This window comes from Algibacter agarivorans (genome assembly GCF_039543245.1).
GTDB lineage: Bacteria > Bacteroidota > Bacteroidia > Flavobacteriales > Flavobacteriaceae > Algibacter_G > Algibacter_G agarivorans.
This window is the reverse complement of sequence record NZ_BAABJJ010000020.1, coordinates 1-13,426: the sequence shown is the minus strand read 5'-3', so window position 1 is coordinate 13,426 and position 13,426 is coordinate 1. Positions and strand designations below refer to the sequence as shown.

The 13,426-nt window shown below is 32.3% G+C and carries 7 protein-coding genes and 1 pseudogene; 6 read left to right on the top strand and 2 right to left on the bottom strand.

The window, feature by feature from the left end; genetic code table 11:
• Positions 1-60: 60 nt before the first annotated feature.
• A pseudogene (locus tag ABD935_RS16620) lies at positions 61-321 on the top strand (Fic family protein); the annotation flags it as partial.
• A 59-nt stretch (positions 322-380) separates the two neighbouring features.
• Here the strand turns inward: ABD935_RS16620 and hutH are convergent.
• The gene (gene hutH / locus ABD935_RS07990) at positions 381-1,883 is read right to left on the bottom strand and encodes a histidine ammonia-lyase (RefSeq protein WP_425550210.1); all 1,503 of its coding nucleotides are present in this window, start codon (positions 1,881-1,883) and stop codon (positions 381-383) included.
• A 132-nt stretch (positions 1,884-2,015) separates the two neighbouring features.
• Here hutH and ABD935_RS07985 point away from each other — a divergent pair, with 132 nt between their 5' ends.
• Positions 2,016-3,392 (top strand): TlpA family protein disulfide reductase, encoded by a 1,377-nt coding sequence (locus ABD935_RS07985; RefSeq protein ID WP_345191295.1) that lies wholly within the window; start codon positions 2,016-2,018, stop codon positions 3,390-3,392.
• Positions 3,393-3,542: 150 nt separating this feature from the next.
• Here ABD935_RS07985 and ABD935_RS07980 read toward each other — a convergent pair whose 3' ends face one another.
• Positions 3,543-5,099, bottom strand: a complete 1,557-nt coding sequence (locus ABD935_RS07980) for an NAD(P)H-hydrate dehydratase (protein ID WP_345191294.1) — start codon at positions 5,097-5,099, stop codon at positions 3,543-3,545.
• 343 nt (positions 5,100-5,442) lie between these two features.
• Between ABD935_RS07980 and thrA the strand changes: the two genes are divergently transcribed.
• From thrA to ABD935_RS07960, 4 genes are all read left to right on the top strand, one after another.
• On the top strand, positions 5,443-7,887 hold the full coding sequence (gene thrA / locus ABD935_RS07975) for a bifunctional aspartate kinase/homoserine dehydrogenase I (RefSeq protein WP_345191293.1): 2,445 nt from the start codon (positions 5,443-5,445) through the stop codon (positions 7,885-7,887).
• A 142-nt stretch (positions 7,888-8,029) separates the two neighbouring features.
• Entirely contained in the window at positions 8,030-8,953 is a 924-nt protein-coding gene (locus ABD935_RS07970) for a homoserine kinase (RefSeq protein WP_345191292.1), read from the top strand.
• A 199-nt stretch (positions 8,954-9,152) separates the two neighbouring features.
• Positions 9,153-10,445 (top strand): threonine synthase, encoded by a 1,293-nt coding sequence (thrC, locus tag ABD935_RS07965; RefSeq protein ID WP_345191291.1) that lies wholly within the window; start codon positions 9,153-9,155, stop codon positions 10,443-10,445.
• 260 nt (positions 10,446-10,705) lie between these two features.
• Positions 10,706-13,261 carry an ATP-binding protein gene (locus ABD935_RS07960; protein ID WP_345191289.1) on the top strand — a complete coding sequence of 852 codons (2,556 nt, stop codon included), beginning with the start codon at positions 10,706-10,708 and terminating at the stop codon, positions 13,259-13,261.
• The last annotated feature ends 165 nt before the right edge of the window (positions 13,262-13,426 follow it).

Sequence of the window (13,426 nt, the reverse complement as noted above, 5' to 3'; positions counted from 1 at the left end):
CATGATTCAAAGTTAATTTATGTAACTCTAAATCTCGCAACATAATGTCCAGTCTAATATAGTAAGTCCAAACTACTAAAATATAATAATAGAACACTGAATGAAAAAGATAGACTTGAATATTTTATTTCATTGAATAAAACTGAGTTTTCCAGAAAAGATTACATGGACATTTTTAAAGATATTTCTTCAGCAACTGCGAGTAGGGATTTAAAAAAAGGAATAGAAATTGAATTATTTGAAAAAATTGGAGAAAGAAATAAAACAACATACAGATTAAAAACTGGGTACAACAACGATATCTATTACACAACGTTATAAAAAAAACTTCAAAATACCCGCGCTACGCAAAGTCTCCCGACTTTGAGGGACTACTAATTTCAATACAGCTCCCGATTATCCACATCCAAACCTTGAATAAAATTAATAGACGCCTGAATATCATCATACATCACCCTATCATCCTCTACAAATGGCACATCTTGTCTGTATAAGCTTAAAATCGATTCTATAAACTCGGAGGTTTTTTTTGGAACTCTAAAAAACATAGCTTGTGAAGCATTAAATAATTCGATAGCTAAAATACGTTCCACATTGTTTACTAAAGTATAGGCTTGCGTTGCAGCGTTTGCCCCCATACTCACATGATCTTCTTGACCGTTTGACGATACAATAGAATCGACACTTGCTGGCGTTGCTAATTGTTTATTGGCACTTACAATACTAGCGGCAGTATATTGCGGAATCATAAAACCAGAATTCAATCCTGGGTTATTTACTAAAAACACGGGCAGTCCACGACGCCCAGAAACCAATTGAAATGTTCTGCGTTCCGAAATATTCCCTAGTTCTGCCATGGCTATTTTAAGATAATCGAGTGCTAAAGCTAAAGGCTGACCGTGAAAATTCCCGCCAGAAATAATTAAATCGTCTTCACAAAAAATATTCGGGTTATCGGTTACTGAATTGATTTCAGTTTTAAATGTTTTTTCAACAAATGCTAAGGTATCTTTGGTAGCGCCATGTACTTGTGGCATACAACGAAATGAATAAGGATCTTGTACATGTTTCTTTTTTTGTTGGATTAATTCACTGCCATCCAAAAATTCTCGTAAACGCTCAGCTGTTTTTATTTGCCCATTATGCGGTCTAACCAAATGTACCAAGGCATTAAATGGCTCTATGCGTCCATCAAAAGCATCTAAAGACATGCTGCCAATCAAATCTGCTAAATAAGATAATTTGTAAGATTTTAAAAGTAAATACACACCATAAGCGCTCATAAATTGCGTACCATTTAAAAGGGCTAAACCTTCTTTAGATTGTAATTGAATGGGGTGCCAGTTAAAATCATTTAAAACTGTTTCTATAGCATGTTCTTCCCCTTTATAAATAACATGCCCTTTTCCTATTAGTGGCAATGCCAAATGTGCTAAAGGTGCTAAATCGCCCGAAGCACCTAAAGAACCTTGAGTATAAACAATAGGTAAGATATCGTTGTTATAAAAATCAATCAACCGGTTTACGGTTTCTAATTGCACACCACTATGCCCATAACTCAATGATTGAATTTTGAAAAGCAACATCAATTTAACCACTTTATTTGGGACTCTATCTCCAGTTCCACAGGCGTGCGACATGACTAAATTTTCTTGAAGTATGGTTAAATTTCCTTTTGAAATTTTCACATTTTGTAAAGCCCCAAACCCAGTATTAACACCATATAAGGGTTTACTTCTCGTTTTTAACTTAGCATCTAAATACAGTCTGCATTTTATAATCTTCTCTTTAGAGGATTCAGAAAGCTGAAGTTTTTTTTCTTCAGAAAGCACAGTATTAATAGTACTTAAATCAAGAAGTTTAGAAGATATAATGTGGCTCATGTTTATGTGTTATGGTATTTCTATCAAAAGTCAACATTCATTATCAAATACACAAAAAAATGTTAATAATAAATACAAATCAATATAATAATTTTACAAATGTTTACTTTTGAAACTTAAATAAATTTGAAAATGAAGAAACTATTTTTTTTAGCATTTGCGATAGCCCTAATAGCATGCAAAGAAGAAACCAAGGTCGATTACGCCATTATTTCTGGTAAAATAACAAACAAAACCATTGAAGACCTTTCAATAAACAGCTACGATAGAAGTTTTACTGAAAACATAGCTGTTTCTGATGATGGCAGTTTTCAAGATACCTTAAGTACAGACTTAAACGCTTATGTTCTTTTTGACGGTAAAAATCCCGTTTTTTTAAGTATTGAGCCAAGATATCATTTAACCATAAACTATGACGCTAAAGACTTTGCAAACACATTATCTATAACAGGTAAAGGTGCTGAAGTGAATAATTATTTAATTACAAAAAGGAAAATTGAGCAAAAATTATTTGGAAATGGTAGAGAAATCTATTCGTTCGATGAAGCATATTTTAAAGAAAAACTTATGGCTATTAAAAATGCTCACGATTCACTATTAAATAGTTCAAAAGGTATTTCCGATGATTACAGAACTAAAGAAAAAAGAAATATACAATATGGCTACTTGAACAAGTTAAAAGATTATGAAAACGCCCATAGGTATCTTACAGGTAATCGCGAATTTACGGTTTCAAATGATTTTCTAAAAGAACTTGAAGACATTGATTATTCTAATGAATCGGATTTCAATTTTTCAAACGACTATAAAGCCATCTTAACGAATCATTACATGAATAAGGCTAATGATTTAGGTGAAAAAGAATCCATTACCGATAATGGTCTTGCCTTTATCAAAACGGTTAGTTCCATTAAAAACACCACTATAAAGAATGCTTTATTGTATGATTATGCCAGTTACAACTTGAAGTCTTCTGCAGATGTTGATGGGCTCTATAAGGCATTTTTAGAAAACTCAACCAGCGAAAAAAACAATGCATTAATTACTGATATTTATAACACATTAACCGCTTTAACTAAAGGAAAGCCTTCTCCAAAGTTTATTAATTATGAAAACAATGCAGGTGGAACAACCTCTTTAGACGATTTAAAAGGAAAGTTTGTTTATATTGACGTTTGGGCAACTTGGTGCAAACCATGTATTAACGAAATCCCATCGCTTAAAAAAGTAGAAGAACAATTTCACGGAAAAAATATTGAGTTTGTAAGTATTTCTATTGATAGGATTACTGACCATGACAAATGGAAATCCATGGTTAACAATGGCGCTTTAGGTGGTATACAATTGTTTGCGGGTAAGGATTCTGAATCTTCATTTGTTAAAGATTATCAAATTGAGAGCATACCTAGATTTATATTAATTGATACCGAAGGCCATATTGTTGATGCTAATGCACCTAGACCATCGAGTCCAGAACTTATTGATTTACTGGCGTCATTAAATATTTAGGCAAAAACATAAACCTTTCTGAAAAGTGTTTTATCCTTGTCAAACTGAGCGCAGTCGAAGTTTTAATGATTTAAAAATCAAAGCATTTCGACTGCGTTCAATGTTACATTTAGTTTAAAACGAACTTTTTAGTCAGGCTTTTTCATTATATCATTCCTTTGGTGTATCTGCATCTTCTTCTTGTGGAGACTGTTCAGGTTGTTTGAACAAATCAATATACGCTTCACCTAAATAATCAATAATATGGCTTGCAATTAAACTTTGATATCCAAAATCTTCAAGGGCAATATCTGCCGATTTTCCATGTAAATACACACCAAAAATAGCAGCAACCAATGGATTATAGCCCTGTGAAATTAAACCGGTTATAACCCCAGTTAACACATCGCCACTACCAGCAGTAGCTAACCCTGGATTGCCTGTCGTGTTTACATAAAGCTTATTATCAAAAACCGTAATGGTATTTGCACCTTTAACCACTACAATAAGTTTGTGTTTTTTTGAGAATGCTTTAACCTTTTTAAGTTTATCGAAATCATCTTTCCATTTTCCTATTAACCGTTCTAATTCTTTAGGGTGAGGTGTTAAAACAGTTTGTTCTGGCAATAATTTCAATAAGGCTTTCTTTTTGGAAAGTAAATTTATACCGTCGGCATCAATAACCAATGGTACTTTATTTGTCTTTAAAAAAGTTTCTAAAGCACTAGCGGTTTTAGTATCTGTTCCCACCCCTACTCCAAATCCAATAACGGTCGGTTCTATATCAAATTTAATAGATGTAATTTTTTCTTCATCAGAATCCGTAATCACCATCGCTTCTGGAAAAGCCCCTTGAATAACGTTGTACCCACATTTAGGAATGTAAGAAGATATTAATCCTGCTCCAGCAGATAGAGCGGCTCTACTTGCTAAAGTTACTGCACCAATTTTCCCGTAGCTTCCACCAACAATTAAAGCATGTCCAAATTGTCCTTTATGAGAAAATTTATCTCTAGGAATATAATTGGGCAGCACTTCTTGTTTACCAATTAATTCTACTTCAGTATCTGTTGTAAACAAAAACTCTTGATCTAGACCGATATCAAGAATCTCCCATTGCATCGTATATTTTGCTGTTTCTGGCAAAAAGAATACTAATTTAGGCGATGCAAAACTCAATGTAAAACCTGCCCAAACCACAGCGTCTTCATCTTGTACAGCTTTATCTGTATATAATCCTGAAGGCATATCAATAGACAATGTAAACGCTTTACTAGCTCTAAAATGCATAAACAACCCTTTTACCCAATCGTCTACAGGTCGGTTTAACCCAATTCCGAAAACGGCATCAACAATAATATCATCTGGATGAATTTCTGGAAAATCTTGAGCACAATTTAACAGTATAGGCCATTTTTTTGTTACATTTTTAATTCTATCATAATTAACCAGAAAATCTTTAGAGCGTTTATCGCTACAATTAATAACGTAAGTATTCACATTATAGCCATGTGTTACCAAATGCCTTGCAACTACCAATCCATCTCCACCATTATTCCCAATACCACAAAACACATGTATTGGCACTTGAGCACCTTGCATGCGCATATGCATCCAATTAAAAATTTGAGTTCCTGCACGCTCCATTAAATCTGTCGACGAAATCTGTTGGCGCTCTGCTGTTAGTTTATCTCCTTCGTAAATCTGCTCTTTAGAAAATACTTTCATGAATATATTAATTATCGATTTTTCAATTCTTATTATTGTTTGTCGTTTTTTTTTTATGAAAACCGATTCAATATAAGAATACTACAAAAAATTTATTTTAGTTTTTTTATAAGGTTAAAAGTAATACTTTTGGAATGTATTATATAACTATAATGAATCATTTAAGCCAAAATACTAACCCCTTTATTTCTTTTTTCGCAAAAGGAACAGTTACTTTTTTTGTTACAACTACAAATATTACAACCCTTTGGGGTTGCTAGTTATATATTCTTCAGGCTATCTTTGTAATTTCAAAAATTACAATATTTCAAATATTATTTTTAATTTTTCAATGCATTAAAACATGAAGGTTTTAAAATTTGGAGGAACTTCAGTAGGTTCTTCAAAAAACATAAGTAACGTTATTAGTATTTTAGAAAATTATGGCAAGAACGACGCTGTAATTTGTGTAGTTTCGGCTGTTGGCGGTATTACCGATAAATTACTTTTAGCAGGAAAGCAAGCTCAAGATAAAGACCGTGCTTTTTTAGACACTTTTGAAGGTATTAAAGAAAGACATTTCAATATTATAAAAGAATTGAATCCTAGCAATAACGATTCTATTTTAAGTTATGTTGAAGAAAATTTAGAGGCTTTAAAAAGCTTATTAGAAGGGATTTATTTAATCAATGAATTATCTCCTAAAACATCAGACAAATTAGTGAGTTTTGGTGAACTCTTATCATCTTTCATCATTGCAGAAACCATGAAAAACAGAGGTCTTTCTGCTGATAGAAAAAATTCTCAAGAGTTAGTGATTACAAACTCAAACTTCACAAAGGCAGAAGTTGATTATAGCATTACGAACCAAAATATTCGCGATTATTTTAAGTCGGCAAAACAAAATATCACCATACTACCAGGGTTTATTTCAAAATCTAGAATTGGAGAAATCACGACACTTGGTCGTGGTGGTTCAGACTTTACAGCAGCTATTGTTGCAGCGGCGTTACATGTTGAACAATTAGAAATTTGGACCGATGTAAGCGGTATGTTTACAACCAATCCAAAATTAGTAAAACAAGCCTACCCTATCGATAAAATTTCGTATCAAGAAGCTATGGAATTATCGCATTTTGGAGCCAAAGTTTTATATCCGCCAACAGTGCAACCAGTATTGAGTTTAGATATTCCAATTCATATTAAAAATACTTTAGAACCTGATGCCGTTGGTACAGTCATTTCAAATGAATACATAAAATCTTCTTCTCCTGTAAAAGGGATTAGCAACATCAGCAATATAGCTTTATTGACTTTAGAAGGCACCGGAATGGTTGGTATTCCTGGGTTTTCAAAACGCTTATTTGAAACCTTATCTCAAGAAAAGATTAATGTTATTATGATTACCCAAGCATCATCAGAACATTCTATTTGTTTAGGAATTGATGACAAAGAAGCTGGTAACGCAAAAGCAGCTATCGATGTGGCTTTTGAAAATGAAATTGCTTTAGGGAAGATTGAACCTATTATTATTGAAACCGGATTGTCAATTATAGCATTAGTTGGTGATAACATGAAAAATCATCAAGGTATAAGCGGTAAAATGTTTAGTAGCTTAGGAAGAAATAATATTAATATTAGAGCGATTGCTCAAGGTGCTTCGGAAAAAAATATTACTGCTGTTATTGATGAAAAAGATGTTAAGAAAGCGCTTAATACGTTACATGAGCAGTTTTTTGAAACCAAAACAAAACAACTTAATGTCTTTATAACTGGCGTTGGAAATGTTGGTGAACGTTTGGTGGAGCAAATAAAACAGCAAAAGAAATATTTAAAAGACAACCTAAAAATAAACCTTAGAGTTGCAGGACTTTCAAATTCGAGAACCATGATTTTTGACGAATCTGGTCTAGATTTAAAAGACTGGAAAACGCAATTAGCCAATGGAGAAAAAGCATCGTTGCAAGGCTTTTTTGAAAACACTAAAGCTTTAAATTTACGTAATAGCATTTTTGTTGACGTCACTGCAAATAAAGATATTGCTGATTTATACGCTCAATATTTAAGAGAAAGTATTGCCATTGTTGCCTGTAATAAAATTGCCTGTTCCAGTGATTACAACAATTACAAAGAATTAAAAAGATTATCGCTTAAATACAACGCACCTTTCTTATTTGAAACCAATGTTGGTGCAGGATTACCAGTAATTGATACGTTGAGTAATTTGATTGCTTCTGGCGATAAAGTAAACTCGATTCAAGCGGTGTTATCTGGAAGTTTGAACTATGTTTTTAATAACTTCAATGATTCTACAAAATTTTATGATGTTGTAAAACAAGCTGGAGCTGAAGGCTATACAGAACCAGACCCAAGAATTGATTTAAGCGGTGTAGATGTTGCTCGTAAAATTTTGATTTTGGCAAGGGAAAGTGGTATTGAAATGAATTTAGAAGACATTGAAAACACATCATTCTTATCAGAATCTGGATTAAAAAGTGACACGGTTGATGATTTTTATGAAACTTTAATTTCAGATGAAGCCCATTACCAAAGTTTATATGCTTCCGCGAAAGCGAACAACTGTCAGTTAAAATATGTAGCCAAATTTGATAATGGAAAAGCAAGTGTTAGTTTGCAGGAAATCCCTGAAGGTCACCCATTTTATAATTTAGAAGGAAGTGATAATATCGTGATGTTCTACACAGAACGCTACCCGAAACAACCCATGATTATTAAAGGTGCTGGTGCTGGTGCAGATGTAACGGCTTCAGGTTTATTTGCGGATATTATTAGACTTGGAAATGACTAAATAAGTAGGCAGTGTTCAGTCTTCAGTTGGCAGTTACCTGCGTAACGTCATTACGAAGGAGGTACGACTGAAGTAATCTTTTGAATTGAAGTCAAGTTTATGAGATTCCCGCCTTCGCGGGAATGACAAAAGAATTAATTTAATGAACGAAATAAAAATATTTTCTCCAGCAACCGTAGCCAATGTAGCTTGTGGTTTTGATGTTTTAGGCTTTTGCCTTGACAGTGTTGGAGACGACATGGTGATTAGAAAAACCGATAAGAAAGGGATTCATATTACCAAAATTAACAACTTCGATTTACCTTACGAGGCCGAATTAAACGTTGCTGGTGTTTCGGCATTAGCTATGTATGATGCTATTGATGTAAATTTTGGTTTTGAAATTGAAATTTATAAAAACATAAAACCAGGAAGCGGCATTGGCAGTAGTGCTGCAAGTGCTGTTGGTAGTGTTTTTGGAATGAACGAACTTTTAGGAAAACCATTCAATAAAATACAATTAACAGAATTTGCTATTAAAGGTGAAGCTTTAGCTAGTAAATGTGAGCATGCAGATAACCTAGCTCCTGCCCTTTTTGGAGGATTTACTTTAGTTAAAAGTATATCGCCCTTGCAGATTTTAGAAATCCCCTCGCCTGATGATTTGTACGCAACAATTATTCATCCGCAGATTGAAATTAAAACATCAGAATCTAGGGCCATACTTCCAAAAGAAGTCCCTTTATCTGATGCCATCGCGCAATCGGCTAATTTAGGCAGTTTGGTTCATGCACTTCATACGAGCGATTATAAACTAATCAGTAATTCATTACACGATGTTATTGTAGAACCGTATAGAAGTCAATTGATTCCACATTTTAATGAAGTGAAACTTGCGGTCTTGAAAGCAGGTGCTTTAGGTACTGGAATTTCAGGTTCAGGACCTTCAATTTTTTCATTAAGCAAAGGTGAAGAAACAGCAAATAAAGTAAAAGACGCTATTGAAAAAGTGTATTCAAAAACGGGAATTGATTTTGATATTCATGTGTCGAAGATTAATGTGAAGGGTGTAAAGATTATTGAATAGTTTAAATTGAAGAGATGTCATTGCAAGGAGTTTTTACGACGTGGCAATCTTTTAAATTGAAGTTAATAATTAACAGATTGCCATATCACGAAAAAAACGTGATTCGCAATGACGAATAGATTAAAATTAAGAATTAATAATAAACAGATTCCTGATGAGTTTATCTTGAGCGTAGACGAAAGGCAGGAATGACAAGACCATGAACTACTACAGTCTAAACAAACAAGCACCAAACACATCGTTTAAAGATGCGGTTATAAAAGGGTTAGCACCAGATAAAGGATTATATTTTCCAGAAAGCATTACGCCTTTACCTAAATCATTTTGGGATAATATTGACAATTTATCGCATACTGAAATTGCTTTTGAAGCTATCAAACAATTCGTGTCTCCTGAAATTCCAGAAGACATTTTAAAAACGATAGTTACTGAAACCTTATCGTTTGACTTTCCTGTGGTTAAACTAAATGATAATATTTCTACTTTAGAATTATTCCATGGACCAACCATGGCTTTTAAAGATGTTGGTGCACGTTTTATGGCGCGTTGTTTGGGCTATTTCAACAAAGATAATACCAACGAGGTTACTGTTCTAGTTGCTACTTCTGGCGATACTGGTGGTGCTGTAGCTAATGGATTTTTAGGTGTAAAAGGTGTAAATGTTGTTATTCTTTACCCTAGCGGAAAAGTGAGCGATATTCAAGAAATGCAATTAACAACGTTAGGTCAAAACATAAAAGCTCTTGAAGTTAATGGTACATTTGATGATTGTCAAGCTATGGTTAAAACGGCGTTTTTAGACGAAGCACTAACCAGCCAAATGCAATTGACCTCTGCTAATTCCATTAATGTGGCTCGATGGTTACCGCAATTATTCTATTTTATCTTTGCTTACAAGCAATTGCATAATCAGAATGATGACATTGTATTTTCTGTACCAAGCGGGAATTTTGGAAATGTTTGTGCAGGTATGATGGCACAACAATTAGGGTTGCCAATCAAACATTTTATAGCATCAAATAATGCCAATAATGTGGTGACTAGATACCTAATTTCTAAATTATACGAACCAAAACCATCCGTTCAAACCATATCTAATGCTATGGATGTTGGAGCTCCTAGCAACTTTATTCGTATTCAAGAGATTTATAAAAACAAGTTTGAGGTCTTAAAGGAAAATTTATCTTCTTATAATTTTTCTGATAATCAAACCAAAGAAGCGATGTTAGAAATTTATAATAATTCCAGTTATGTGGCAGACCCTCACGGTGCTGTTGGTTATTTGGGTTGCAAAGCTTATTTAAAAGAAAATCCAAATTCACATTGTGTGTTTTTAGAAACGGCGCATCCTACAAAGTTTTTAGATGTTGTTGAAGATGTAATAAATGAAAAACAACCTTTACCAGAGCAAATTCAATCGGTTATGGGGAGAAAAAAAGAATCTGTAGTAATATCCACTTATGACGACTTAAAATCCTTTTTGCTAAGCTAGTTTGCTTTTAAAAAGGGCTGTCATAATATGTGCTTAAATCGTTTTAATAATTATGTAATTAACCTTTTTTTTAACGAATTAGAGACAAATCCGTTTTATTCTTATTCAGTTGTTTTCTTATCAATTATGATAATCTTTTGTACTTTGCATTAAGTTATTCATTATGGCTTAGTTTGATGAAGTATAGACATTCCATTGTATTTCGATTAGCAATTTTTTTCACGGGATTAATTATCTTTTCCATTTTACTATCAGGTTATTTGGTATTTAAAAAATCATCCCATGTTATTATTGAATATTCCAAAAAGCGGACGGTATTTGAATCTGAACTTGCTGAGCAAGCTTTTTATGCTCTGTTAGGAGAAGTTTCAAATGATATTGCTGTGATAGCTTCAAGTCCTTCTTTACAAAATTATGTACTTGATACTTCCTCAAAGAAAATTTCTGAAGACATCAATCAATTATTTAGCACAATTCTTAAAAACAAAGAATCTTATTTTCAAATCAGATACATTGGGACAGAAAATAATGGTAAAGAAATTATTCGTTTTGATAAAATAGATGACAAAATACTAAAATCTAATAATTTACAAGAAAAAGGAGATCGAAATTATTATAAAGAAGCTATTAACATAAAAAAAGGAGAATTCTATTTTTCCAAAATTAATTTAAACGAGGAGCATGGAGTAATCAGCCTACCTTACACACCCACATTAAGAGCTGCCAGTCCTATTTTTAATGTGTTTAATAAAATCATAGGAATTGTTATTATAAATGTAGATTTAAATAAATTTTATAATATTCTTAATAAAATATCTAACGAAGAATCACAACTTTATTTAATTAATTCAGAAGGCGAATATTTATACGCCCCAGAAAAGGATAAAGAATTTAGTTCTCAAGTAAATAAGTATCATAACTTTTATACTGATTTTAAAATAGATTATAACACTCTATTAAAATCTAAAAATAAGGATAGTAATTCAACAAAAACTTTAGGCAATGGGGTTCTTGGCTACATAAAAGAGATAAATTATTTTCAGAATAAAAGAAAGATATATTTGATTTCAACCATGAAACAAAATGTGTTGTTAAAAAGCGCTCAATCTGTAAGAAGAGAGAGTATACAAACATTGCTTTGGGTATGTTTAATTTCTATTTTGATCTCTTGGCTTTTTGTTAACTTCATTTCTAAAAGCATTAATCAAGTTACTAAAGCGATTAGTAATTATGATGAAGGTATCGCTATTGACTTAGAACTTCCTGTACACAGAAAAGATGAAATAGGTTTCTTGGCTAGAGCATTTGATAAAATGAAATTAAAAATAGACCTAAACTTAAAAAAACTCAATACTGCACTTAAACAAGAAAAGGAAGCAAAACAGCAAAGGGATGAGTTTATACAAAATATGAGTCACGAATTGCGAACGCCGCTTAATACCATTCTAGGTCTCAATAAGTTACTACGCAACAATGCGCCATTAGATTCTCAATTACCAATACTAGAAGCTTTGGAACGTAGTTCCAATAATTTAGCTGGTTTGGTATATGATGTATTGGATCACAAAAAACTTGTTAATGGCACTTTGAACATTGAATATTGCCCAACTAACATAGGTCACTTATTAAAAGACATTTATTCAAGTTACCATTATGAAACAATACAAAAAGAGTTGACTTTTAATATTGAGATTGATAAACAGCTTGAAAATGATATGTTTCAAACAGACCCATTGCGGTTGTCTCAAATTGTAACCAACTTAATTGTAAATGCAATTAAATTTACCTCAAATGGAAGTATAACATTGTATGCAAGCGTTTCTGCTAACAATCCAAAATTCATAACAATTAAGGTTGCGGATACTGGTATTGGCATTTTGCCTGAAAATATCAATAAAATAAACAATCGATATTTTCAAGAAAGTAATGATATATCAGGACACTATGGAGGATATGGTTTAGGTTTATCAATCGTTAAACAACTAACCAACTTATTTGGAGGTTCACTTGAAGCCAAATCAAAAAAAGGTAGTGGTTCAGGGTTTTGTGTTACTCTCCCAGCCATTCCATCAAGTTTAAGTAGAAATAAAAGCGATAATTTATCAAGAAAAATCATTTATCCTCAATTGGAAAATTCATATGAAATTCTTCATATAGAAGACGATGTTTCAACATTGGAGTTAATAAAGCATGTTCTATTAGACAAGCACATTATTTTAGTTCAAGTAACTCGATTGGATGACGCCAAAGAATATTTACTCAAAAATTCTCCTGATATTATTTTTAGCGATTTGCTACTAAATGAAACAAAACTAAAACCAGAACTAAAAAATTGGATAAAAACAAAAAAAATAGATTGTCCTCTTGTTATAATTTCAGCTTTAGAACCAGAAGAAATGAAATCTATAAGTCCTTTATTTTTCCAAAAACCCTTTGATGTAGATTACTTAAAAGATTTTACGTATAAAATTTTAGGGGCAAATGAGTTTTCATTACCTGATTTTTCAAATATATACAGTAATTATGACCATGATAGTAGTAAAATAGATAAAGTACTCAATTTACTAATTGAGGAATTTGAAACTTACATGACACGAATAAAAACAACTATTGCTGTGAAAAACCAAACTGAATGGGAAGCCATTTCACATAAACTTATAACTCATATAAATAACTTAAAATTAACATCTTTATTGAGCTTATTACCCAAAAATGTTAAATCTTTAAAACATAAAGATGTACAAAAAATAGACAACATATTTGCCTATTACCTTTGTTGCTTCCGACTAGAAAAACGTATTAATTTAAAAGGTTGATTTTTTTTAACAACTCTTTTTCATAACTCTGGCTTATCGGAATATGATCATTGTTAATCTCCATAAAATTATTTCCAATAGTGCTTATTTTATTTAGGCACTTTCAGAAGTAAGTCCAAAAACTATTCATTTTTAAAAAGGATTGGAGTATTATTCATATTTCTT